Annotated in this window: 18 protein-coding genes and 1 tRNA gene; 7 read left to right on the top strand and 12 right to left on the bottom strand. The window is 63.6% G+C overall.

Going from position 1 to position 25,559, the window contains the following annotated elements; genetic code table 11:
* Positions 1-20: 20 nt before the first annotated feature.
* The 4 genes from OUZ30_RS17665 to OUZ30_RS17650 are packed head-to-tail and all read right to left on the bottom strand — an operon-like array spanning position 21 to position 4,403.
* Positions 21-650, bottom strand: coding sequence for a hypothetical protein (locus OUZ30_RS17665; RefSeq protein ID WP_266183752.1), 630 nt, complete (start codon positions 648-650; stop codon positions 21-23).
* A complete protein-coding gene (locus OUZ30_RS17660) occupies positions 647-2,119 on the bottom strand; it encodes an aspartate aminotransferase family protein (protein WP_283256128.1) in 1,473 nt (490 codons plus the stop codon). The genes OUZ30_RS17665 and OUZ30_RS17660 overlap by 4 nt, the downstream gene beginning before the upstream one ends.
* Complete coding sequence (locus tag OUZ30_RS17655; RefSeq protein ID WP_266183751.1) at positions 2,116-2,778, bottom strand: class II aldolase/adducin family protein; 663 nt, start codon at positions 2,776-2,778, stop codon at positions 2,116-2,118. Before OUZ30_RS17655 ends, OUZ30_RS17660 begins: the two co-directional genes overlap by 4 nt.
* The gene (locus OUZ30_RS17650) at positions 2,775-4,403 is read right to left on the bottom strand and encodes a xylulokinase (protein ID WP_266183750.1); all 1,629 of its coding nucleotides are present in this window, start codon (positions 4,401-4,403) and stop codon (positions 2,775-2,777) included. The genes OUZ30_RS17655 and OUZ30_RS17650 overlap by 4 nt, the downstream gene beginning before the upstream one ends.
* 147 nt (positions 4,404-4,550) lie before the next feature.
* On the opposite strand from OUZ30_RS17650, the gene OUZ30_RS17645 reads away from it, so the two are divergent.
* Positions 4,551-5,174: a TetR/AcrR family transcriptional regulator gene (locus OUZ30_RS17645; protein WP_266183749.1), complete on the top strand. Its 624-nt coding sequence runs from the start codon at positions 4,551-4,553 to the stop codon at positions 5,172-5,174.
* A 56-nt stretch (positions 5,175-5,230) separates the two neighbouring features.
* Here OUZ30_RS17645 and OUZ30_RS17640 read toward each other — a convergent pair whose 3' ends face one another.
* From OUZ30_RS17640 to OUZ30_RS17630, 3 genes are all read right to left on the bottom strand, one after another.
* Positions 5,231-7,270 (bottom strand): MGH1-like glycoside hydrolase domain-containing protein, encoded by a 2,040-nt coding sequence (locus OUZ30_RS17640; RefSeq protein WP_266183748.1) that lies wholly within the window; start codon positions 7,268-7,270, stop codon positions 5,231-5,233.
* 349 nt (positions 7,271-7,619) lie between these two features.
* A tRNA-Arg gene (locus OUZ30_RS17635) sits at positions 7,620-7,696 on the bottom strand.
* A 248-nt stretch (positions 7,697-7,944) separates the two neighbouring features.
* Positions 7,945-9,843, bottom strand: a complete 1,899-nt coding sequence (locus OUZ30_RS17630) for a M61 family metallopeptidase (protein ID WP_266183747.1) — start codon at positions 9,841-9,843, stop codon at positions 7,945-7,947.
* Positions 9,844-10,102: 259 nt separating this feature from the next.
* Here OUZ30_RS17630 and OUZ30_RS17625 point away from each other — a divergent pair, with 259 nt between their 5' ends.
* Positions 10,103-10,687, top strand: a complete 585-nt coding sequence (locus OUZ30_RS17625; protein ID WP_266183746.1) for an outer membrane protein — start codon at positions 10,103-10,105, stop codon at positions 10,685-10,687.
* Positions 10,688-10,758: 71 nt separating this feature from the next.
* On the opposite strand, the gene OUZ30_RS17620 is transcribed toward OUZ30_RS17625, so the two are convergent.
* The 5 genes from OUZ30_RS17620 to OUZ30_RS17600 all read right to left on the bottom strand — a co-directional run bounded on the left by OUZ30_RS17620 (position 10,759) and on the right by OUZ30_RS17600 (position 16,876).
* Entirely contained in the window at positions 10,759-12,198 is a 1,440-nt protein-coding gene (locus tag OUZ30_RS17620) for an amino acid permease (RefSeq protein ID WP_266183745.1), read from the bottom strand.
* Between the two features lie 85 nt (positions 12,199-12,283).
* Complete coding sequence (locus OUZ30_RS17615; RefSeq protein ID WP_283256138.1) at positions 12,284-13,546, bottom strand: sterol desaturase family protein; 1,263 nt, start codon at positions 13,544-13,546, stop codon at positions 12,284-12,286.
* Positions 13,547-13,548: 2 nt separating this feature from the next.
* Positions 13,549-14,277, bottom strand: a complete 729-nt coding sequence (locus OUZ30_RS17610; protein WP_266183743.1) for a lysoplasmalogenase — start codon at positions 14,275-14,277, stop codon at positions 13,549-13,551.
* Positions 14,278-14,429: 152 nt separating this feature from the next.
* Entirely contained in the window at positions 14,430-15,746 is a 1,317-nt protein-coding gene (locus OUZ30_RS17605; RefSeq protein WP_266183742.1) for an alkaline phosphatase family protein, read from the bottom strand.
* Positions 15,747-15,808: 62 nt separating this feature from the next.
* Positions 15,809-16,876: a glycerophosphodiester phosphodiesterase gene (locus OUZ30_RS17600; protein ID WP_266183905.1), complete on the bottom strand. Its 1,068-nt coding sequence runs from the start codon at positions 16,874-16,876 to the stop codon at positions 15,809-15,811.
* 1,437 nt (positions 16,877-18,313) lie between these two features.
* Between OUZ30_RS17600 and OUZ30_RS17595 the strand changes: the two genes are divergently transcribed.
* From OUZ30_RS17595 to OUZ30_RS17575, 5 genes are all read left to right on the top strand, one after another.
* A complete protein-coding gene (locus tag OUZ30_RS17595) occupies positions 18,314-19,354 on the top strand; it encodes an alpha/beta hydrolase family protein (protein ID WP_266183741.1) in 1,041 nt (346 codons plus the stop codon).
* Positions 19,355-19,457: 103 nt separating this feature from the next.
* Entirely contained in the window at positions 19,458-20,342 is an 885-nt protein-coding gene (locus OUZ30_RS17590) for a DoxX family protein (protein ID WP_266183740.1), read from the top strand.
* Positions 20,343-21,017: 675 nt separating this feature from the next.
* Positions 21,018-22,514 carry a xylulokinase gene (gene xylB, locus OUZ30_RS17585; RefSeq protein WP_266183739.1) on the top strand — a complete coding sequence of 499 codons (1,497 nt, stop codon included), beginning with the start codon at positions 21,018-21,020 and terminating at the stop codon, positions 22,512-22,514.
* 67 nt (positions 22,515-22,581) lie between these two features.
* Positions 22,582-23,919: a xylose isomerase gene (gene xylA / locus OUZ30_RS17580; RefSeq protein ID WP_266183738.1), complete on the top strand. Its 1,338-nt coding sequence runs from the start codon at positions 22,582-22,584 to the stop codon at positions 23,917-23,919.
* 110 nt (positions 23,920-24,029) lie between these two features.
* Positions 24,030-25,463, top strand: coding sequence for a sugar porter family MFS transporter (locus OUZ30_RS17575; RefSeq protein ID WP_266183737.1), 1,434 nt, complete (start codon positions 24,030-24,032; stop codon positions 25,461-25,463).
* Positions 25,464-25,559: the final 96 nt, after the last annotated feature.

Genomic DNA, 25,559 nt, shown 5'->3' with positions numbered 1-25,559 from the left:
CACCCAGTTGCGGCAGAGTGTCAGTAGCCCTTCACTTCTTCCGGCAACAAGCCTTGTGCAAATCGCTCCGCCGCGCGCTTCTGGTCCTTCTTCAAGCGCCCATTGGCAATGCGGCATACCCACCACGGCAAGGTGTGCAAGGGCTCGGCGGTGCCGGCGGCCAGCACATAGGCCTTCGCGCATTTCTCCAGCAGTTCGGCATTCAACACCAGACGATGCAGGGTCGTGCCGAATACCAGCAGGTTCGATCCATCCACCCAGGCGTTGCCACCGTCGACCAGGCTCCGCTTGATGTCGACCGGCTGGCCGCCAGCCGTGCGTGCGGTGCGCCCGAGATGCCTGGCTTGTTCATCGAACACTTGTGGCAGCACCCCGGCGACGTCGGGGAGCAGATGCCCATAGGTGCCAGCCCCCAGCGCGATGGCCCCGACATCGGGACGCGCGCGATAGACCTCGGCGTGCCGTCGATGCGCAGCATCCGTATCGTCCGCGAGCGACATGCGCAGCGGCTCGCCTCTTGGCACGCCAAGCAGCATGGCCCCGCTGCCGGGCAGGCGCACGGAAACGCTGGCGCCATCGCCAAGCAGATGCTTGCCGTCCAATCGACGTATCGCGTCCTGCAGCTCAGCGGCGATCGGCATGGTCGTCATACCAGCTTCAGCACATCTTCAAAGCGGTTGAGCGCATCGTCGATAACCTCGTCGGGGTCGGCCAGGCTGGTGTAGATGCGACTGCCGGCGAGGGTGATCACGCCATGCGCGGTGTAGGCGGCGCCCATCTCCTCCATCATGTGCTTGCGCTCCTTGGCCTCGTTCTTCACGCGCGCGAGTTTCAGCAGGCTGCTGGTGTCCAGCAGCATCACGCCCGAGGTCTGCAGGTGCACGATGGAACCCATGTTGTAGGCGACATAGGGCAGCCCCAGGCGCTCGATGATTTGCTCGAGGCCTTTGCGCATGCGATCGCCCGCCTGGCCGGCCTTGAAGGCCGCATCGGTGCGCTGCATTTCCTGCAGGGCGAAATAGCCGGCCGCACACGAAAGCGGATTCGCTGTCAGCGTGCCGCCGACGAACGCGCGCTTGGTGGTGGTGCCGATACCGCCCACCAGCATCATCATGATGTCGCGTCGGCCGCCGATGGCGCCGGCCATCGGGTAGCCGCCGGTGAGGCACTTGCCAAGCACGGTGAGGTCCGGCGTGACGCCGAAGTACCCCTGCGCGCCGCCCATACCCGCGCGAAATCCGGTGACGACTTCGTCGAAGATGAGCAAGGTGTCGAACTCGTCGCACAGCTTGCGCAATGCCGCATTGAAGTGCCGCGTGACCGGCCGCGTGCCGCTTTCCGGCCCGAACGGCTCGACGATCACCGCCGCGGTACCGCCGCGCAGGCGGTTCCACTTCAGCTTGCGGCGGATCGCCTCAAGGTCATTCGGCAGGCTCTCCTGCGTGGCCGCGGTGGCGCCGCGCGGGATGCCGATCGCCTCCATGCGCCCGGTCTTGGGCAAGCGCATGCCGTAGACCATCTGGTCGCTCCAGCCGTGATAGCCACCGCCGATCTTGATCACGCGCTTCTTGCCCGAGTAGGCGCGCGCAAGGCGGATGGCGCCCATCACCGCCTCGGTGCCGGAGCCCATCATGCGCAGCATGTCCACGCCAGGCATGACCTGGCAAACCAGCTCGGCCAGCTTGACCTCGTACTCGTGCAAGAGGCCGGTGGTGGGGCCGCATTCGTCGAGCAGGCCCTTGACCCGTTCCAGCACCACGGGATGGTTGGACCCTAGCAAGGTCGGCCCACCGGCTTGCAGGAAGTCGATGTAGCGATTGCCGTCCACATCCGTCATATGCGCCCCGCGCGCCTCCTTGATGGCCAGCGGGAACGGATAATTGAACGCGAGGTTGTGCTGCACGCCACCGGGAATCACCGCCTTGGCCTGCTCCGCCAGGCGCGCGGACCCTTGGCAGCGCTGCTCAAAGTAGTTCAACACATCCGTCATGGCGGCGCGCCGGATCGGCCGCAGCGGCTGTTTCACCAACGCTTCAAAGCGCGGGTACAGCGCATCCGTGTCGGGCCACTGGGAGATGCCGCTTTGAGTCGGCACGCTGGAGGTATCGTGGAAATTCATAGGACCATATCCCGGACGAGTTCGGTGTTGAGCGTTGTCAGCAGGCGCTGCAAGGCGGCCTCTTGCGGCAGCAGGGCGGCACGCGCGGCAATACGGCCACGCAGGTAATCCAGGGCCACCGCCTCGAGCGCGACGATCGCCTGCAAGGCGCGTTCGGCACTGGTGCCACAACAGATTGCGCCGTGCGTACGCAGCAGGTAGGCGTTCGCATCCGGCCGCAGTGCCTTGGCCAGCTTCTTCGACAACCAGGACGTGCCGGACGGCGCGTATCCCACGATCGGCACGTTGTCGCCAAGCAGCTCCCGCGGTCCGGCTCCTGTCACGCGCAGCGGCTTGCCAATCAGCGTGCAGGCGCTTGCAATCGGTTGATGCGTGTGGATGCTGGCGGCGCAGTCCGGGCGTGCCTGCAAGACCTTGGCATGCATGCCGGTTTCCACCGACGGCTTGCGCTCGCCGTCCACCTTGGCCAGATCCCGCAAGCGCAGGATGCACACGTCTTCGGGACCCATCTGGTAATAGTCCACGGCCGAAGGCGTGACGGCGATATGCTCGGCGTCGACCTTCAGGGCGAGGTTGCCGCCCGTCGCGGCGAAGAAACCGTGGTCGGCGAGCATCACGCTCATCCTGACCACCTGTTCGCGGATCTCCGGAAACTTCATGCGGTCGCCTCCAGTTGCCGGCGGATTTTGCGATAGACAGGCGCGAGTCTTCGGTGAAGCTCCTTGAAGGTGCCGAAGCGATCATCGTAAAGACCGCGTACGGTGTCGCGCGGTTCGAACGTACGGGCGATGCCGCACAGCGACGGCACGTCGGAGAACGACAATTCGCCCAGGCCGACGCCGGCAATGAAGGCAGCACCCATCGCATTGGCCTGGATCGGCATGTGCGGTTGCCGGATCACCATGCCGGTGACGTCGGCCATGATCTGGCACCACACCTGCGACTGGGCGCCACCGCCGACGATGGTCATTGCGCTGCCCTTCTCGCTGCCGACGAAACGCAGCATGGGCTCCAGCATCCAGCGGGTATTCAACGCCACGCCTTCGAGGAACGCACGAATGATGTCTTCCCGCGTGTGCTCGAGCGACAGGTTCAGCAAGCCGGCACGCAGGTGCCGATCATCCACCGGCGTACGCTCACCCTGCAGCCAGGGCAGATAGATCAGTCCACGCGCGCCGGGTTGGACACGGTCGGCAATGCGATCGAGTAGCGCATAGTCGTCCGGCCGCTCGTCGTTGCCAGAAAGTTCATCCGCATGGAACAGGATGCGGTCGCGCAGCATGGTCAGGTTGCTGCAGGCGGCCGACTGCATCGCCATGGCCAGGTAGCGATCCTTCTGCGCGCACGGCACCGACGCAATGAACGCGCTCAGGTGCGTGCGCTTCCTGGGTATGTGCGCGCCGAGCCATGAGGATGTACCTAGGTATAGATGCAAATCGCCGTCGCGCACAGTTCCCGCACCGATGGCCGCCGCGGAATTGTCCACCGCACCGGCCACCACCTTGGTCGTCGGTGCCAGGCCGAGTGCACTGGCCACTGCCGGCATCAGGTGGCCGATGACCTCGGTCGACGACACCAGTTCCGGCAGCTGCTGCTGATCCATTTCCAGCAAGCGCAACAGCTTGCCGTCATAGCGCACGCGGGACAGATCCCGATTGTCGGTGGCCCAGGTGGTAAGCGCCGAATCGTGCGTCGCGCAGTAGCGCCCGGTGAGGCGCAGATTCATGAAATCCAGCGCGTTGAGAAACTTGTGCGTGCGTTCGACCAGCGGCTGGTGATGGTCGTGCAGCCAGGCGATGTGGCCGGCAGGGTCCTTGCCCGACAGCGACGGCGCGCCACCGGTGAGCCGCAGCCAGCGCGCCAGCTTCAGCGGTCCGTAGCCCTGCACATTGAGCTTGCCGCTGCGCGCGCGCCGACGGATCGATTCGGCACCGCGCATGTCCAGCCACAGCATCGCGCGCGCCAGCGCACGCCCAGCCTGATCCACCGGTACCGTGCATTCGCCGAAGGCGGAACAGCAAACCGCCACCACGCGCCGGCGACGCTCCGCATCACCTTCGAGCACTTCCTGGGCGGCGCCAAGAAACGCGCGCCACCAGTCGTCGGCGTCCTGCTCCACGCCAAATTCACCGACCAGGTACAGCGGCACCGGCCGAAACGCCCAGGCGTGCACGCGGCCACTCAGCCCGACCAGGGCGCACTTGCACCCGGACGTGCCCAGGTCGACCGCCAGCACCAGGCGTTCGTTCTCTGAAGGCGCGTCTGCTGGCGGCCGGCTTGCCATGATCGATCCGATGTCTAAATGGTAGTTTTAGCTACGATATAGTTTTTGCTATAATTTGCGCAATCCCCTTTCAAAGACCCACACCCCGTGCCTTCGTCCCGCTCCGGGGCCGTCAAGCGCCCCAAAGTCAAACTAGCGCCGAAGCTGATGCCGGCGCAGGCGCGTTCGTCGGAAACCTACGAACACCTGCTGCACGTGGCGGCCCAGGTCCTCGCGGAGGTGGGCTTCGAGAAGCTCACCACCAACCTGGTGTGCGAGCGGGCCAAGCTGTCGCCACCAGCGCTGTATCGCTACTTTCCGAACAAGTACGCCCTGCTCCACGAACTGGGCCGACGCTTGATGGAGCGGCAGAATGCGCTGATAGCGGAGTCGCTTACGCCCGACGCCTTTCGCGGCACGGCCGAGCAACTGAACGAGGCGCTGACGACGCTGCTGCTGGCAACCTTCCAGGTCACGGGCGAGACCACGGGCGGTATCTGGATCATGCGCGCGCTACGCGCCATACCCGTGCTGCAGGAAGTGCGCCTTGCCTCGGCACGCGAGGTGGTCGCACAAGTAGCGGCACAACTGACCGAAGCGTTCCCTGGCGCCGATCCGGACCAGGTGAAACTGTTTAGCCGGGTGGCCGACAGCATGGCCTATGCCGCCCTGGAAATGCTGTTCGACGATCCGACGCTTGATCCCACGGCCGTCATGCAAGTGGTAGCCGCGAGCATGGCAAGCCAGGTCGAACGCTTGGCCTCGTCGTCGAAGAAGAAGACCCGGCGTTGATCGGGTTTCTCTGGTCTTTGCCGACTGGCGGCGCATCCACCGAGCGAAGCGCTTCGCTACTCGATCTGACCATGGTCGTGCGCGCCACTCGCACTCTGGCGCAGTAACAACAGATAGCTTGCGGCGGCCCAGCTGAAATTGCGTGACTGGTAGCCCTGACCGGTCAGTGGATCGTAGTTTTCATACAACGGCGCCTGTTCGGTCAGGCCTCTTGCATTGAGCACCAACCGGCGAGTCATCTCGTTTGCCTGCTGCTCGTAGCCATAACGCCGAAGCGCCTCGACCGCGAAATAAGCCTGATCCAGCCATACCGGCCCGCGCCAGTAACCCTTGATCGGTGAGAATTTCGGATCGTCCTTCGCCAACGTGGGGAACGGCAGGAAGGTGGCGAACTTGCCCGGGTCGAGCATCACCCGCACCACGGCCGCGGCCTGCGCGGTATCGGCCACGCCGGCCCAGAGCGGCGCCCAGCCTTCCGAACCATAGACACGCACGCGTTCATCGCGCCCGAGCTTCGCATCGAAGAAGTAACCGCTCGTCGGGTCAAACATGCGCGCCTGGATGGCGCGCCGCATGGCCGCGGCTTCCTCCAGCCATTGCTTTTGATCCTGGCTACGACCGAGCTGCTCCGCCATCTGCGCGAGATCGCGCTTTTCCTCGTACAGATAGGCATTGAGATCGACTGACTCCTGGTCGATCGACCAGGCGTTCTTGACGTTCTGCAACATGTGGATGCCATCAAAGCGAACGGCATTGTCCATGCCGCTTTCCCAGGCCGCCGCCTTGCGCGTGCCGTCGGTCGATCCATATTCGGCCAGGCCGTTGTGATCGTGGTCGCGCGCTTGGAACCACCATCGGTGATAGCGCACCAGCTTGTCGTACATCTCGGCCAGAAACGCCGTGTCGCCGGTAGCGCGAAAGATTTCCAGGGTTGCCCACGCGGCCAGTGGTGGCTTGCTATCGCGCCAGTTGTTGCCGGCCTGTTCGAGAAAGACGCAGTCGGGAACCATGCCGTCGGCCGCCTGGTAGTCGAACATGGCGCGCATCTGGTCGCGCGCAAGCTCGGGTGCGAACTGCGCCAGCGCGGCGGCATGCTTCCATGAATCCCAGGCCCAGAACCCGTTGAAGTCGGGGTTGGCATAGGACGGTATGACGCCGTCATGGTGCAGATCGCCCCGCGCGGCTCGCCAGTTGCCCAACAGCGTCATCGCCGCCTTGACGGCGACACGTCGAGTCACGTCTTCGGCAAGGTCGGGACGTTCGCTGGCTGCGAGGGACTTGAGGTAATCCGTCCAGCGTGTGCGGTTCCGCGACCAGGCATTAGCGTAATCGACGGGCAGCGGTGTTTCGGCCTGCGAGTCGTAGACCAGGGTTTGATCGACGAATACGACGACGGTCTGGTTCGGCTGCAGATGCATCGCTTGATTCGCGTCGATGCGGTAACTGGCGCCAGAAAGCATGACGCGCTGGGCAGCCACGTCGTCGAGATGAAGTCTTGTCGTCAATTTTGATCGGGAGCCGGGAAAAGTCTGCACCACGCTATTGCCTTCCCTGGCAAGCCCTGCTGCCAGTGATGGCATCACATGCCCTGCGATACCCAGGTCGACGTCTTGCACCGTCGACGAGGTGAGTTCGATACGCACCAGCGCATGCCAGGAATCGGCAAAGAATAGGGTCTGGTTCACCGCCAATGCCGGGGCATGAAAGCTGCGCACCAGATAGCCGGGTGCGGCATGACTTTCCAGCGGCACGAGCGCGATGCTCCGATGAGTCGCCGCATCCTGTAGTTGTAGTTCGGCCATGCGCAGCCCGACCCACTGGCCGGCGCGCAAGCTGTGCACGAACGGCCCAGTGAAGCCCGTGGCCGGATCGTCGACGGGAGGCAGGCTGTAACCGTGCCAGGATCCGGCATCGAAAAAGATATTGAAGCTTCGATCCGCAGCGGACCGGGGTGTGCCATGGAGATCGAGCAAGTCGAAGTAGCGTGTATCCGTGTCCTGGGGAGCTGTCGCCGGCTCGGCGCATGCTCGATCGCTGCCCCATGCCAATGCACCGATGCTCAAGGCAAGGATCACGAACCTTACGGCTGGGTGCATGGGGTAGAGCTCCTCGGCATCGGCGCGCGGCAGTGGCTTGGTACGACAAGTAGCGCAAGGCGTGACCGCGTGTCGAGCGTGAGCAGCGTCCTCACGCCTCTCGTCCCTATCTCCGGGTGCCTGCCATGGAGATTATGCAGATCGGTCCACCGTGCCAACCTCGCCGTCGCGGAAGGCTCTTGTGACCGAAGCTGGCCCGCGCGACATACCCGTAGCCAGGCATGCCGCAACAAAAAAGCTCCACCGGCTGTCCCGATGAAGCTTTGAGGTTCTGGTACTCAGCGTTTTCCACCGTCGTTGAAGCAAAACGCCGGCGACCGTCGCGGGTGGCGTCTTGAGGCGTGGAAAGTGGCGCGCCCGGAGGGATTCGAACCCCCGACCAATGGCTTCGGAAGCCACTACTCTATCCGGCTGAGCTACGGGCGCATAAGCGTCGGCACGTGCAGGGGATAGACCCACGTAGCACGGCGGAGGCGCAGTATAGCGGAGTTGGGGGCTGGCTCGCACTTCTCCTTCTCCCCTCTGGGGAGAAGGCCGGGATGAGCCCCGAAAAGGGGGTAAAGGGCGGGTGCTCGCGAAAAGCTCGCTACAAAGACCGCTCTCATCCAGTCTCTCGCTAGATTGACCCCTCACCCTGCCCTCTCCCCAAAGGGGAGAGGGAAAGGCGCGGTGGATCAACGTGCCTTGAGCAATTCGCTCAACCGATCCGTCTTGCCCTCGATACGCTCGAGGTGCGGATACTTCTGGCCATCGTGGTAGTCGATGCGCAGCGTCTTGTACTCGTCGAAGTTCTTCACCAGCAGTTCGATCGGCTGGCTCTTGTCCTTCGCCGACGCGTCGACCGCGTCCTTGATGGCGTCGTTGGAGAACTCCTTGCCGTTCACCGCGATCACCTTCATGCCCGGCGACAAGCCAGCCTTGAAGGCGGGGCCGTCCCACAGCACGTCGAGAGTGTCACCGCCTTTGCCGAACGACACGCCCAGCGAATAGGTGAGGTTGGCGCCACCGAAGCGCGTCTCCACGGCCTTTGCCGAAGCCGATGGCTTGTCGTTGTAGACCAGCTTCCAGCCGTTCGCTTCGAAGCCGCCGATCAGCGGGCCGTGACCATCCAGGCGCTCACGCAGGTAGCTGGTCCAGTCATACGGCGCGATGTCGTTGAGCGTCTTCACCACGTTTTCGAAGGTGTAGGTGTTGACCTCCCACTTGCCGTTGTCCATGCCGAAGAATGCCTTCGCGAAATCGTCGATGGAGCGCTTGTCGCCGGTGAGGTCACGCAACTTGCCGTCCACGTCCAGCCAGATCATCTGACCACCAGAGTAGTAGTCCTCGCTCATCTGGTAGTTGCGGTAAGGCAGCGGACGACGCATTGCAATGATCGGATCGTTGGTGGTGTCCTGGATAGTGCGCCACTGCTGCAGGCCCGGGCGGCCCTTGTCGTAGGTGGCGGCAACCAGGGCGAGCATGTCGCGTGCCTCGTCTTCCTTCCACAGGCCCGAACGAGCTGCCATCACATAACCCCAGAACTGCGTCTGGCCTTCGTACACCCACAGCAGGCTGTCCTGCATTGGCACGTTGAAACTCGGCGTGGCCAGATCGGCGCCGCGGCGATACTTGCCATCCCACGAGTGGTTGAACTCGTGCGAGAGCAGGTCGCGCATGACGGCGCTCTTGTCCCACTCGGTGAAGTAGCCGGTGCCGACGCCATTCTCACTGGAGCGGTGATGCTCCAGGCCATTGCCCGACATCTTGTCGCTGAGCGAGAACAGGAAGTCGTAATGATCGTAGTGATGCGCGCCGTACAGCTTGTACATCTGCTGCACCAGGTTCTGGTGCACCTTCAGCTGCTCGGGCTTGATCTCCAGGAATTTCGCATCGTCGGCAACGATGTTGAGGAACACCGGCGTCTTTGAACCCGGATCCAGGTCCACGCGCTTGAAATACTTGCCTGCGTAGATCGGCGAATCGACCAGGTTGGCATAGTCGATCGGCTTGAAATGCACCGTGTCGCCATCGCGCGAGGCCAGCTCCAGCGCGCTGCCATACTGCCAGCCGGTGGGAAACTTCACGCTGGTCTCGGCCTTGATGCGGTTGGCGTAGTAGCCCGCCGGATACAGCGACACCACGTTCCACTGCACGTTGAGCATTTCCGGTGTCATCACCACGCGGCCCTGGCGCGTCTCCTGCGGCGAGAGGAACTGGAACTCGACGTCCACGCTGCTCGCACCTTCCGGCACGTCGACATGGAACGCATACACATTGAGCGGATCGCGCTTCCACGGCAGCGTCTTGCCGTTCGCTGTCACCACCAGGCCCGCGAGCTTGTCGATCGGACCCGTCGGCGAATGATTGCCCGGCAACCACTGCGGATACAGCAGGGTCAGCGGACCCGGCTGCGCCGGTACGGATTCGTGCACGCGGAATACGCGATGCACGATGTCCGTGGCATCGACGTTGATCTTGAGCGTGCCATTGAACGGAACGTCCTGCGGCGCAGCCACATCGGCGAGAGCGACAAAGCTGCCCAGGCCAAGGGCTGAAGCAAGGATGGCGGAAGCGAGACGCGAGGCTTTCAAAGTTTTCTCCTGACCTAATCCGTGCCCCGCGGCTGCAGCCGCACGGGACATAAACAATCGATGCTAGTGGGCGATGGCGCATCACAACCCCTGCCAGAGGTCATGGCGATGCCTGAACCATGCCCATCCCGCCAGGCGTCAAAGACGCTACCCGCGCGTTAAAAACCCGTATGCTTTTCACACCGCGATCCCCACGCGGACCGTCACGACGCTCCCCCTTAGCCGTCGTGGCGGCATCACAAAAAGAATGGAGCATTCCATGAACAAGCCTCTTCTTGCGGCCGTCTTGGCCGTCGCCGCTGTGTCGCCGTTTGCCGCCAAGGCCGACGAAAGCAACCAGCTCGACAACTTCTTCGTGGCCGGCAACCTGGGCCAGAGCAACTACCGCATCGGTGGTATTTCCGATAAGTCCGACGTGTTCCAGAACGTGCGCTTCGGCTGGCGCTGGAACGGCCTCGTCGGCGCCGAAATCGGCTACGCCTACCTCGGCCAGGCCAAGAACACCGTTGACAACGCCACGGCCTACGCCAAGCCGCGCGTGGGTCAGCTCGGCGTGACCGCCAAGTACAACTTCTACAACAACTGGTACGTCACCGGTCATGGCGGCTACCTGCGCTCGCGCACCACCGCCGGCCTCACCGTAGGCGACGTGTCCGCTTCGCAGCGCAGCTGGAACAACGGCTGGTACGCCGGTGCAGGCGTGGGCTACGACGTGACCAGGAACGTCAGCCTCGCCCTGAACTACGACAACTACCACGTGAAGTACGGCCGCGCTGGCGCCAGCCAGGCGCAGGTCAACACCAACGTAGCTGCCTACTCGGCATCGGTCGAATATCGCTTCTGAGTCTTGCTGACATCGCAGAAAGAAAAACGGCCGCTTTCGCGGCCGTTTTTTTATGGATGATCGAGAGCGCGTCAGTTCGAGAGCTTTTCCAGCTTGCTGTGACGAATGCCATAGGTGAAATAGACCACCAGGCCCAGGCTCACCCAGATCAGAAAGACCTTCCAGGTGATCGCCGGCAGCTCCGACAGCAGCCAGATCGAGAAGGCGATACCGATCAGCGGAATCAGTGGCACCAGCGGCGTGCGGAAGCTTCGGTGCAGGTCCGGCTTGCGTATGCGCAGAAGGATCACCGAGGAACAGATCACGATGAAGGCCGACAGTACGCCGATGTTCACCAGCTTGGCCACCTCCTCGATGGGCAGCAAGCCTGCCACCAGCGCGGTGAATACGCCCAGCACGATGGTTGGCCGGTGCGGCGTGCCATAGCGCGGATGCACCTTGGCAAACCAACCGGGAAGCAGGCCATCGCGGGCGAGTGCGAACCAGATGCGCGTGGCGCCGAGCATGAAGGCGAACAGCACGCTGATCAGGCCAAACACCGCCGAGATCGAAACGGTCAGCGCCACCCAGTGCAGACCCAATCCCTTGAACGCGTCGGCCACCGGCGCGTCGGTCTTGAGCGTCGTGTAGTGGGCAATGCCGGTAAGCACCATCGACACCGCCAGGTACATCGTCATCGAGATGCCCAGCGACAGCAGCACCGCGCGCGGCAAATCACGCTGGGGATTCTTCGATTCCTCGGCGGCCGTGGTGAGCGTGTCGTAGCCGAATACCGCAAAGAACACCACCGCAGCCGCAGAGGCCACGCCCTGGAAACCGAAATGACCCACGCCATCGGGACCGATCACGCGCTCGGGAATGAAGGGCACCCAATTGGCCGGATTGACGTAGAACGCGCCGACGCCGATCACCAGCGCTACGGCTGCCACCTTGATCGCCACGACCAGCGTGTTGAAGCGCGCACCCCATTCAGTGCGGAAGATCAGCAGCGCCGACACACCCAGGGTCACCAGGGCGGCGACGAGGTTGAACACGTGCCCTTCGCCGGTGCCGATGGCGCCTTGCGCCCAGATCGGCAGATGGAAGCCCATGCTGGTCAGTGCCGATTGCACATAGCCGGACCAGCCGATCGCCACCACCGCCACGATCAGCGCGTATTCGAGCAGAAGATCCCAGCCGATCAGCCACGCCGCCAGCTCGCCGAGCACGGCATAACCATAGGTATAGGCGCTACCGGTGACCGGAATCATGCCGGCGAACTCGGCGTAACACAGTGCTGCCGCCGCGCTGGCGATGCCTGCGATAAGGAACGACAAGGCCACCGCCGGACCGGCGTTGATCGCCGCCTGCTGGCCCGCCAGTACAAACACGCCTACGCCGATGATGCCGCCGATGCCGATCGCGGTAAGTTGCCAAAGACCCAGCACGCGCCTGAAGTCGCCGCGCTTGCCCGCCTCCGCCTGCAACATCTCCACAGGCTTGTGGCGTATCAACTTGCTCAAGAAACTCATCTAGTCATCCCCGGGAAGCGAGCCGCGATCATAGCGAATGCCCCACCCGCTGCCATGCTGCAGCTGCGCGAGGCCCCGCCAAAGCTCACCCAGGGATGGTCTTGCCGCTGCCTGCCTGCCCGCGCATGCCCAGGCTCAGCCAGCCCAGGACCAGCGCGCTCACCGCGGGAATGGCCACGAGCGCACCGACGATGCGGATGTCCAGATGTGCGACGCCAAACCAGCCGCCGGTCAACAACGGGATGGCCGCCGTGGCGAGCAAACGCACCAGCTCCAGCCCCACGCCGCCGCGATGCCCCTCGGTCAGCGCCCCCAGTGCGTACAGGCTCAGCAGCAGGAATACGGCGTAGCCGATCAGCGACACGGCCGGCAAGTGCTTGGCCAGATCAAGAAACTGCACACCCATTCCCAGCAGCAGCGCGAACTGCACCAGGCTGTAGTTGACCAGCCCGCGCGATAGCCGCGGCGCATAGCGTTCACGTTCAAGGTCGAACACTGGTTTGGGGAATCGCTCGGCCACATCGGCCGGTCGCCAGCCTGGTGGCTTGAGCCAGATCAACAGCTTGTCGCGCCAGCGAAGTGCATGCCAGGCGTCCTTCAAGGTGGCCCAGTACACCTCGGCGTTGGCCCACAGCGGATTCCAGCTGCGCAGCGGCGAGCGCGTGCCATAGATCGGCGGATCGGTGTCGTCTTCTTCGACAAAGGTGCCGAACAGGCGATCCCAGATGATGAGGATGCCGCCGTAGTTGCGATCGAGGTAGCGATCGTTCACCGCATGATGCGCGCGATGGTTGGATGGCGAGCAGAACACGCGATCGAACCAGCCCAGCCGCCCCACCAGTTCGGTGTGCACCCAGAACTGGTACAGCAGGTCGATCAGCGCCACCACCACGAACACTTCCAGCGGGTAACCAATGACCGCCATCGGCAGGTAGAACAGCCAACCCAGCAAGACCCCGCTGCCGGTCTGGCGCAGCGCCGTGCTCAGGTTGTAGTCCTCGCTCTGGTGATGCACCACGTGTGCGGCCCAGAGGATGTTCACCTCATGGCCGCACCGATGCAGCCAGTAGTAACAAAGGTCGTAGAGCAGCAGCGCACTGATCCATACCCAGAGGCTGTTGGCCGGCAACGCGAACAGCGCAAAGCGCTGCACGCACCACGCATAGATGCCCAGCGTCAGCAGCTTGCTGAAGACCGCCACGATCTGCGAGATCACGCCCAGGCCGAGGCTGTTGATGGCATCACTGCTGTGATAGACCACGCGCCCACGCAGCTTAGCCACCAGCAGCTCCAGCGCGATCAGCGCGAAGAACACGGGGGTGGCCCAGGTAATGATGATTTCCTGCATGTTCACGCGTGCTTACCCGTCCCGCTCACCCGTTGAATCGAACGCGCCAGACACCACAGCGCCGCATAGTAAGTGGCCAGTATCCACAATGCTGCCCACGGCAGGGCAACGCGGAACCGGTTCCAGGCGATCAGTGTATCGCTGAGCATGAACAGCAGCGCGCCGGCCGCCGCCCACCGGGCCGGGTTGGCCAGCGCATCCCCGGCGTGCCACCAGGCGCGAGACGCTGCCTGGCCGGCCATGCAAGCCAGCACCACCACATAGACGACCACCGGGGCGTACAGCGCCGCCGGCAGCGACGGCCACAGCAGCCACAGGTTGAGCGCCGCATAAGCCAGGCAGGCCAACAGGGCCAACGGCCGCGCCGCAAAGCGCGCATCGTCCAGCATGGCCCGGATAAAGCAGACATGCGCGATAAGAAACGCCACCAGGCCGGGGACGAAGGCGTCCTGCGGCAGCATGAGGAAAATATCGCCCGCCAAAGAGCACACCATGCCGATGGCGATCCAGCGCCGGTAGCGCGCCGACAACGGCGGTGCGATGCGCCACGCCGTCCACACGATCAGCACCGTGGTCAACGGCTTGCAGATCCAGTGCAGCCATTGCCAGCCGTCGGTAGGAGGTGGTCCAGTCTGCACAGCGCCGAGAATGGCTCCGAGCGCCAGCAACACCACGGCAAGACCAGTCAGGCGGAACGAAGTCGCCTTGTCGGCGATGGACGGATAGGACATGCACGGCCCCTGTGCCTGGGTGGAGCCGCGATCTTAGAGCCTGTTGAAGATCTCCGTGACAGACACGTTTCCGCACGCCTTCCAACGCCTCATCCCTGCGTTCGCCGGAATGAAGCATGCGCATGAGCCGTTATCGAGGTTCTGAACGAACTTTAGGGCAGCAGCGACTTGCCTTCCGCCTGCGGCAGTTTCACACCAAGCACGTGGGCAATCGTCGGGGCGACATCGCGCATATCGATCTCCCCGAGATCCTTGCCCGCCTTGATGCCTTTGCCTTCGATCAGGAAGGTGGCGCGCATCTGAGGAAGGGCAGGATCGTAACCATGCTCGCCGCGGTAGGGGGCTGGCGACAATACCGGTGCGTCGAGCTTCGATGCCATCTCGTAGCCCGGCTTGAACAGCACAAACCACTCGGCCTGCGGCGTGCCGCCCTGCTTGACCACGTCAGCCTTGTCGATCACGTGATCGATGCCGAAGGCCGGGTCACTGCCAAGCTGGGCAAGCAGCGTGGCAACCTTTCCGTGCACCGTGGCATTGGCGGGATCACGCAACACAATCGCCGCACTGCCACCATCGTTCCATGGCATGACCTGCCAGTCGGCGATGGCGCCATTCTTTAGCGTGATCAGCCCGGCCTGCACGAAGGGCGTGTACAGATTCACGTCGCTCTGCACGGGCGCAAAGCCGTGATCGGACACCACCGCAATCACGCCGTCGGGATGCACGCGCCGGGATGCCTTGATCAGATCGCCGACCAGGACATCGATTTGTTCCAGTACCGCGCGCGCTTGCGGTGTATCTGGCCCGCTCGCGTGCTGCTCATGATCCAGCGCCGTGAGGTAGGTGGTCATGAAATAAGGCTTGCGTGATTCCAGCAGCGCGATGGCGAAGCGCGCACGCGTCTGATCGGCGGCAAGGCTTTCATCGATACCGTCAGCGTAGGCACCGAGTTGATTTTCCAGCGATGACAGCAGACCTGGCGTAGCCAGCGCAGCCAGCAGCTTGCGGTCATCGGCCGTACCGGTGCGCCATATTTGCGGCAGGTTCCAGTCCACCTGCGCACCCACGCTCACCGGCCAGTGCACGCTGGCCGTGCTCAGGCCTGCGTCGTGAGCGGCATCCCACAGGGTAGGCACCTTGATATCGGTGGCGTACCAGTCCCAACCCCGCTGATTCTTGTCGTACGGATCGAAGGTGAGGTTGCCACCGATGCCATGCTTGCCCGGCGATACGCCGGTCATCAGCGTGGCGTGGCTTGGGTAGGTCGTCGTGGGCAGCACGCCACGCACGCTTTCGGCAAAGGCGCCCTGCGTAATGAAGGCCTGCAGGTTCGGAATCTTCAGGCCGCGATGTTGCGCGTCCAGTACGTCGGCCGGTCGCAGGCCGTCGATGGAAATGAGCACAACCGGCGCCGCCGCCGCGGGCACGGCCAAGCCGAGTGCCACTAGGATGCCGACAATACGACGCATGGCGCTACGCATAAGAGGATCCCAGCAGTGAGGTGGTGTCGTGACCCGTCGCAGCAGCCATCTTATAGCGCCTGGCGGCCGTCGACGGCGCGGCGGCCCAAGGCCGGATCATCGGTGAAGAAGGCATCGATGCCCGCATCGAGGTAAGCGCGCATCTCGGCCACGGAGCCGGCCTCATTGAAGGTCGTCGGATCACTGCCCTGCCAGAAGTTCCTGGCCTGGAAGTGGTTTTCCGGACGGAAGGTATAGGGGTGGACCTCCAGCTTCGCTGCATGCGCGTTCCGCACCAGCGGCGTCGGCTGGCCCAGGCTGCCATCGGCGGCGAGCGGAATGATGGCGCGGATGTTCGGGCCAATCGCACCGGCATAGCTGGCGATCTCGCGCAACCCTGCCGGCGTCAGCATGTCGCCGTAGCTCAGCTTGCCGCCCGCAGCAACGACATCGTACGGATGCGTCGCCGCGTCATCGATCAGTTGCAGCAAGCGGATATTCGGATGGGTCTTACCCAGCTTGCCGCGCAGATAGCGCAGGTTGGCGACCTCGAATGACTGGATTTCCACCGGCGCGGTGCGGGTGTAGGCGTGCGCAGCGAGAATCGCCAGCACGCGATCTTCCATCGGCAAGCCGGCTTTCTGGAAATACGTACTGTGCTTGATCTCGGGAATGATGCCGACCACGCGACCGCTGGTGGCCGACTCGGTGGCAACGAAGTCGATGATTTCGTCCAGGGTAGGAATCTGGAACTGGCCGTCATAAGCCGTGCTGCGAAACGCAGGCAGGCGTTCGCGTGCGCGTAGCGTCTTCAGCTCATCCAGGGTGAAGTCCTCGGTGAACCAACCGGTGACCGCGCGGCCGTCGATCGTCTTGGTGACCTTGCGTGCGGCGAACTCGGGATGCTGCGCGACGTCGGTGGTGCCGCCGATTTCGTTCTCGTGGCGCGCCACCGGCACGCCGTCGCGCGTCATCACCAGGTCCGGCTCGATGAAATCGGCGCCATCGGCCATCGCCTTGCCATAGGAAGCCAGCGTGTGTTCCGGCCGCAATGCACTCGCGCCTCGATGCCCGATCACCAAAACCTTCGTAGCGATAGGCGCTTCTTTCGCCTGCCCATCAGGGGCCATGAGCAACATGCCTGCAGCAAATACGAGAACGCAGCTTAGACGAACCATGACAAAACCTTTGTGATTGGTTTCATGACACCTGAGTGGCGCAAGCTATTCGTCCATCATGATCTCGCCGCATGTCCATTCCTTGAATATGACGTCGCGGCATCGAAGTACCCCAGTGAAGCTCTCTGTGCACTGGTTTTCGCACCGGCTCTCGCCCCCCCTTTCCATGCCCTGGGAATTTATCGGGAGTGCTGATCAGCGATCGAATCTCATCCTTAGGTTGCGCTGGAACGCCGCTTGGGCATGATCAACGGTACCCGGCGCTGGGGCCAGTGCGCGGCTTGCGACCAAAGGATGTCCTTGTGGGACGCCGCTCCCGTTTGAGCGCCGAGCTTCTCGCTCCTTCTCCCCTCCGGGCGACCCGAAGGTAGTCCCTGTGGGAGAGAAGCTTGGGATGAGGGTCGGGTGCTCGCGATCACGCCGCAACGAGGGGTTGGGGCTTGCGGTCACGCGTTGACCGAGCGATATCGCCAGATGGCCGCTTACGCAGCGGGCGTTCCGAACCGCTGCCGCGGTCCGGGTCACTTTTCTTTTGCTGGCCCAAAAGAAAAGTAACCCAAAGAAAATGGCCTTGAGAGCTCATAGCATGGCGCGGGATACGAGCCTGACGGGCGTGGCCAGCCGAATGAGTGGCGGCCCACGGCCGACACACCGCGGCTACACCGCAACGCGCCGAAGCGCAGAGGGCTTAAGGCGTGGAGGGTGTGGCAGCGATCAGGGCACGCGGCTACGGCAACCGTTTCGACCGTCGGCCGGACCTGCTTTAAGTCTTCACCGCCTTGGCGCGTTGCGGTGTAGCCGCTGTGTCTCGCCTTGGGCAGCCAACTGTCTGCTCGCGTAAACCGTCCAACGCTTCTATCCCACGGAGTGCTACCAGCTCTAGAGGCCATTTTCTTTGGGTTACTTTTCTTTTGGGCCAGCAAAAGAAAAGTAACTCGGCTGCCGGCAGGCAGTCGAAACGCCCGCTGCGTAAGCGGCACGCTGGCGAATAGGCGCGTTTGTCGCGCTATCGCAAGCACCCGTCCTCATCCCGACCTTCTCCCCCACAAGGACTACCTTCGGGTCGCCCGAAGGGGAGAAGGAGCAGGAGCGAGAAGTTCGGCGCTCGAGCAGGAGGTCGAAACACCCGCTGCGTCCCACTGAGACTTCATACGGCCGCAAGCCGCATGCTGGCTTCACCACACGGGTGCGACCGATCATGTGCCCGATGCGCTCCCGCATCGCTACCCTCGTCGCGACCGGCCCGCAGGCAGCCGCGCGTCACATGGATGAGCGGGGAGATCAAGTCCGGAGACTTGCCTGGCGGGAGGGCGGGTTCGCTCAAAAATCAGGCATCGAGCGGCTCGACTACCGGTTGTGGCCAATGCCGCGCCACGGTGCCGATGTTAGCCTGCACCGATGATCTGGCGTTATCTGCTTCCGCTGAGCATGTTACTGATGCCGCTGACGGCAGCAGCAGGGGACCCTGCCGCCGGGAGGACGGGCCTGCTGAGCGATGTGACGTTTACGCAGTACTCGACCTACGCGAGTAGCGCGGAACTCGCGCGCCGCCTGGTCAGTCCGTTGAACGCGCTGCGCCTGCAGCAACAGGCCGAAGCATCGCATGTAAGCGTCAGCGAGCAGCCGATCGATCTGGCACGGGAGCGCTTCGCACTTTATGTCCCGGCGCACGAACCTCCCGACGGCTATGCGTTGCTGGTGTTCGTGCCGCCCTGGTCGCAAGCCGAAGTCCCGCCACGCTGGATACCTGCGCTGGATCGACTCGGCGTCATCCTGGTAAGCGCGGCCCAGTCCGGCAACGATGCCAACGTGCTCGACCGGCGCGACCCACTCGCGCTGTTGGCGGCACACAATGTCATATCGCGCTATCACGTCGACCCTTCCAGGGTTTACGTCGGCGGCTTCTCCGGCGGCTCCCGCGTGGCCCTTCGGCTGGCCCTCGGTTATCCCGACCTGTTCCACGGCGCCCTGCTCGAAGCGGGCAGCGATGTCATCGGCGAGCAGGTCCCCGTTCCGCCCCGAGACCTGCTTTACAGGTTCCAGGAAGCGACGCGCGTGGTCTACCTCACCGGCCAGCGCGATGCCTTCCATGAGGATGCCGACAAGCAGAGCCGGCGATCACTGCAGGCGTGCTGCGTATTCGATGTCGACAACGAACCCAGGCCCTGGGCGGGCCACGAGCTGGCCGATGGCGCGTCGCTGGAACGTGCACTGAAGTCGCTCGCCGTGCATCGGCCGGCGGAACCGGGCAAACTCGCCAGCTGCCGTGCCACCATGGACAGCCTGCTCAGCCAACAGCTCGACCAAGCCCAAGGCCTGATCGCCAACGGCGCCACCGGGCCGGCAAGACAACTGCTCGACCAGATCGACACGCGTTACGGGGGACTCGCCGCACCACGCAGCGTCGAACTGGCGCAGCGCCTATCGGGCGTTCCTTGATCAACCAGCCTTAAGCAAGCCTGCTCACGTTCGTACCAACGCCAGCTGGAACCGTGCCAGCACCGATGTCCGCGTGTTACTCACACAGTGAAGGAGACGGGGTATGGAAAGATCAGCTCGACCGGGCCACACGCGATTCGGATCGCCGGTGCTGAGTACCGACGACCGCCGCAAGAGCTCCGCGGCAAGCCCCGGCCTGGCGCGCGTGTTCTTCGCGCTGACCATGATCGGCCTGGGTGTCCTGGGGCTGATCTATGGCGACGTCGCCCTGGTCTGGCAACGCATCCCGATCGAGCATTTGCCAGGCCGACAGCTGCTTGCCTATGCCTGCGCCGTCATCGAATTGATCACCGGTATGGGTTTGCTCTTTCGAGGCACGGCCAGAATCACTGCCGCCGTATTGGCCGTCTATTTGCTGTTTTGGCTGTTGCTGAAAGTGCCGGCCGTGGTGGTCATGCCGCAGTTGGAGGCTACCTGGCTGGGCTTCGGCGAGATTGCCGTGATCTTCGCTGGCGGATGGACTCTCCACGCATCACTGGCCGATAGCGGCAGGCGGAAGGGCCTCGGCTGCATCACCGGCAAGACGGGCATCCGCTGCGCGAGAGTGGTGTTTGCCCTTTCGCTGCCCATGATCGGGCTCTCCCATTTCTTCTATAGCGAACAGACCGTCGCCTTCGTCCCGGCCTGGCTGCCGTTTCGCCTGGCCTGGGTCTACCTGACCGGTGCCGGAAGCATTGCCGCCAGCATGGCCATCCTTCTCGGCGTCGTTCCGCGCCTGGCCGCCACGCTGGAAGCGACCATGCTGAGCATCATCACGCTGCTCGTCTGGGGTCCGGGGGTGATCGCCACACCGACCGATCGAACCCAGTGGACGGCACTGACCATCTCGTTTGCGATTGCCGGTGGCGCATGGCTGGTCGCAAGCTCGTATCGCGCAACGGCGCGATTTGGGGTCGGTGCTTACATCACGAATCCGTCCACGGGTTAACCGCTCATGTGAGACGGCGCGCGGTTTTGCGTGCGAACCCGCTCCACTGGCTGCCAGCCGAGCGGCCCTGCTTTTGCCACCGATGCCCCGGCCGTCAGGATCGCGCGGGTACCTGGCAGGACACCGGCACGCCGGACCAGCAGGTCCCCCCTGCCCCCCCCATGAGCGGCTCGGCTCAATGAAGCATCGTCGAGCCCGCCCTCCCGGTTCCGGGGATCGGACGCCGCCAGCTCGTGTCACGCCGCTTTGAGAGTGCGACCTCTGATGCAGCACAGCATTTCCACAAACCTACCAGAGCGAGAGAAAGCGACGCTCGCGTTCGACGCGCTCACCCTCGTTCCTCATGCGTGCTCCATCGCGAACGCGCGACCTGAATTGGCATAACGACGCGGCTTGCGAACACCACTACATCGGCGGCCAGGCCTGTCTAGGGTGGCGCGGCGCGCAAGCCTCGTCATCCCGGGCGGGCGCGACTAACGCTCCCAATGCTGCCACTTCGAACGTCTGTCCGACGTAATTTTTGCAGTGCCGCACGGCATTTCACTCGCGACCTCGTCGCCCCGGCGGCCCTTCGTTTTTCGCTCACTGCAAATGACCCTATAGCTGTTCTTGCCAGCCTCATACTTCTCCGTTAGCTTAAGTGGTAGCGCTAACATTTATCGTCGTGGAACGCAGATGAGCCTTGTTGTTGGACTTGATGTTGGTACCCAGAGCGTCAAGCTTGTCGCTTACGATCCTTCGCTACGTCGCGTCGTCGCCACGCATGGTCACGCGCTGGAATTGATCGCTGGTGACGATGGAAGTCGCGAGCAACACGCCGAGTGGTGGATCGATGCGATCCGCGCCTGTTTCGCAAAACTCGATACGAGCCTGCGCGCGCGCGTGATCGCTGTTGGCGTATCGGGGCAGCAACATGGTTTCGTGCCGGTCGACGCTGCCGGCAAGGTCTTGGCACCCGCCAAGTTGTGGTGCGATACCAGTACCCAGATTGAATGCGACGAGATCACCGCGAACGCTGGCGGCGTCCAGCGGAGTGTGGCATTGGCCGGCAATACCATCCTGGCCGGCTATACCGCATCGAAACTGCCGTGGACACGCAAGCACCGGCCAACGGTCTATCAGCAGCTGGCGACGATCATGCTGCCGCACGACTACGTGAACTTCTGGCTCACCGGCGAACGCTGGATGGAATACGGCGACGCGTCGGGTACCGGTTGGCTGGATGTGCGTACGCGTCAGTGGTCCTCGTCCATGCTGGCGGCGACGGATCAGCAACGTGACCTCGCCGCGTGCCTGCCGCCGCTGGTCGAGGCTGACGCGAGCTTTACCATCGCGCCGGCCATCGCCGATGAACTCGGCTTGCCGCGCAACGTGCGCGTATCCGCCGGCGGCGGCGACAACATGATGGCGGCGATCGGCACCGGCAACGTTGTGCCCGGCGTCTTGAGCATGAGCCTGGGCACGTCCGGCACGCTATTCGCCTACGCCGATCATCCGGTGGTGAGCGACACGGCCGAATGGGCTGCCTTCTGCTCATCCACGGGTGGTTGGTTGCCGCTGATCTGCACGATGAATTGCACCGTCGCCACCGAAAGCGTGGCGCGCGCGTTCGGCTTCAGCAGCCGTGACGGCGACACGGTGATGGCCGATACCGCACCTGGCGCCGACGGCCTGGTGATGCTGCCGTTCTTCAACGGCGAGCGCACGCCGGATATGCCGAACGCACGCGCCAGCCTGCATGGCGTGGATATGGCCAACCTGACGCGCGGCAACGCGTATCGCGCTGCCATGGAAGGCGCGACCTACGCGTTGCGCAACGGCTACGACGCATGGCTGAAGGCCGGCCTGCACTTCGACGCGATCCGCCTGACCGGCGGTGGCAGCCATAGTGCCGCGTGGCGGCAGATGGTCGCCGACGTATTCGAGCTCCCGGTGGATGTACCCACCCAGGCCGAAGGCGCCGCCTTTGGTGCGGCGTTGCAAGCCCTATGGGCCCATGACCACGCGACTGGAGGAAGCACGGAGCTTGCCGACCTCACGCGCGAGCATGTCCTGATCGAGCCCGCGCTTTCGACGCGCCCGGACGCCAAAGCCGCCGCCGCTTACCGAAACCCCTATCGCCAATTCCTGCGCCATCTTGGCGCAGCCGTCTCGTTCTACGCGAATCGTTAATCCACGCACACCGTTTGATGCGTCGCCGACTCCGACGCCCGCACTCCTCGACAAGGATTTGAACCTCATGAGCACTCCTTTTATCGGCAAACGCGAATACTTCCCCGGTATCGGCAGCATTCCGTTCGAAGGTCGCCAGTCGGATAACCCGCTGGCGTTCAAGCACTACGACGCCAACAAGAAGATCGGCGACAAGACCATGGCCGAGCATCTGCGCTTCGCAGTCTGCTACTGGCACAGCTTCTGCAACATGGGCCACGATCCGTTTGGTCCGGGCACGCGCCACTATCCGTGGGACGTGGAGTCCGCGCCGCTCGGCCGCGCCGAAGCGAAGATCGATGCCGCATTCGAATTCTTCACCAAGCTCGGCGTGCCGTATTACTGCTTCCACGACATCGACATGGCACCGGATGCCGATGACATCGGCGAGTACGAGAAGAACCTGAAGCATATGGTCGCGCTGGCCAAGGAGCGCCAGAACGCCACCGGCGTCAAGCTGCTGTGGGGTACGGCGAACCTGTTCAGCCATCCTCGCTATATGAATGGTGCGGCGACCAACCCCGATTTCGCGGTGGTGTCGCGCGCGGCCGTGCAGATCAAGGCGGCCCTGGATGCCACCGTCGAACTCGGCGGCAGCAACTATGTGTTCTGGGGTGGCCGTGAAGGTTACGCCTCGCTGCACAACACCAATATGAAGCGTGAGCTGGAGCACTTCGGGCGCTTCCTGACCATGGCACGCGACTATGGGCGCAGCATCGGCTTCAAGGGCAACTTCCTGATCGAGCCCAAGCCGATGGAGCCGATGAACCATCAGTACGACTTCGACTCCGCCACCGTCGCCGGTTTCCTGCAACAGCACGGCCTGGACAAGGATTTCAAGCTCAACATCGAAGCGAACCACGCCACGCTGGCTGGCCATACGTTTGAGCACGATCTGCAGGTGGCTTCCAATCACGGCCTGCTCGGCAGCATCGACGCCAATCGTGGCAATGCGCAGAACGGCTGGGATACCGACCAGTTCCCGAGCGACCTGTACGACACCGTCGGGGCCATGCTGGTGGTCCTGCGTCAGGGTGGACTGGCACCGGGCGGCCTGAACTTCGACGCCAAAGTGCGCCGCGAGTCGACCGATGCCGACGATTTGTTCCTGGCCCATATCGGTGGCATGGATTCGTTCGCCCGTGGCCTGGAAGTCGCCCATGGATTGTTGACGGCATCGCCGTGGGAACAGTGGCGCGCCGATCGCTATGCCAGCTTCGACAACGGCCCCGGCCGCGACTTCGAACTGGCCAAGCTCAGCCTGGACGACCTGCGCGCCCTGGCCGTGAAGAACGGTGAGCCGACCCAGCGTAGCGGCAAGCAGGAGCGCTACGAGAACCTGCTCAACCAGTACCTGTCGCGTTAAAGCGGGATGGCGTCTCTCCTCCCTCCCGTGGAGAGACGCCATCAACGGTGAGCCGGGCCACAACTCTTCGGTGGACGGAACCCAGACTATGGCCAAGAGACACCTAAAGTATGGAAAACGTCCTGTTCGAAAATGCCCTCCCCGCAAGGGCTGAGGAAAACACCCGGCTCATCGTTCAGATCAGTTGCGTCGCCACGCTTGGCGGCTTTTTGTTTGGCTTCGACAGCGGCGTCATCAACGGCACGGTCGAAGGACTCAGCACGGCGTTCCACGCCAGTTCGACCGTAGTCGGCCTGGTCGTCGCCTCGATGCTGCTGGGCTGCGCACTCGGCGCGTTTTTCGCCGGGCGCGTGTCCGACCTTTGGGGCCGACGCGCGGTCCTGATCATCTCGGCCGTGCTGTTCCTGCTTTCGGCGCTTGGCGCGGGTGCGGCGGGATCGGCGTTGTGGTTTGTCGCCGCGCGCGTGATGGGCGGTTTTGCCGTCGGCGCCGCCAGCGTGATCGCTCCGGCGTATATCGCCGAGGTCGCACCGGCGCGCTATCGGGGCCGATTGGCCACCGTGCAACAGATCGCGATCATCGGTGGATTGTTCTGCGCCTTCCTCAGCAATTACCTGCTGGCAAAGGCGGCTGGCGCATCGACCGAGGCGCTATGGCTGAATCAGGCCGCCTGGCGCTGGATGTTCTGGATGCAGGCACTGCCCTCCTCGCTGTTCTTCGTCTCGCTACTGTTTATTCCCGAAAGCCCGCGCTACCTGGTGGTGAGGAAGCGCGACGCGGAAGCCTCCGCGGTGCTGACCCAGCTGTATGGCGAAAGCAAGGCGCGAACCATGCTGGCCGAGATCGGCGCCTCGCTGGCGCACGACCGCCATCGCCCGCGCTTGTCCGACCTGAAGGACAAGGTCAGCGGCAAGATCCGCCCCATCGTCTGGGTCGGCGTCGGCCTGGCTACGTTCCAGCAATTGGTCGGCATCAACGTGGTGTTCTATTACGGCGCGGTGTTGTGGCAAGCCGTCGGCTTTTCCGAGAGCGATGCGCTGCTGATCAATGTGCTTTCCGGCGCCTTAAGCATCGGCGCCTGCCTGGTTGCCGTCATGCTGATCGACAAGGTGGGCCGCAAGCCGCTGCTGTGGGTCGGCTCGCTGGGCATGGCCATCAGCCTGATCCTGGTCACCTTCGCGTTCGCCCATGCCGGGCTGGACGCCAGCGGCAAGCTCGCGCTGTCCCATCCGATGGGTACGCTGGCCCTGGTCGCCGCCAACGTCTACGTGGCCTTTTTCAATATGTCGTGGGGGCCGGTGATGTGGGTGATGCTGGGTGAAATGTTCCCCAACCAGATTCGCGGCTCGGGCCTGGCCGTGGCAGGCGCCGCGCAATGGACCTCGAACTTCGTCATCACCGTGAGTTTTCCCATCCTGCTGGCCGGCATCGGCCTGGCCGGCGCCTACGGCCTTTATGCCGCTGCTGCCGTGGTGTCGGTGTTCTTCGTGCAGCGCTATGTGCACGAGACCCGCGGCAAGGAACTGGAACAGATGGAAGGCTGAAGCGCGTGCTCGCCCCCGCCCCATGGCCTCGCCCCACCGAGGTCGAGCCTCGCCCCACCGAGTTCGAGCCTCGCCCCACCGAGGCTCTTGATAAGA

The sequence above is a fragment of the Dyella humicola genome (genome assembly GCF_026283945.1).
In the GTDB taxonomy this organism is placed as follows: Bacteria; Pseudomonadota; Gammaproteobacteria; order Xanthomonadales; family Rhodanobacteraceae; genus Dyella; species Dyella humicola.
Note: the sequence above shows the minus strand (reverse complement) of the source record. Positions and strands in the feature narration are given on the sequence as shown.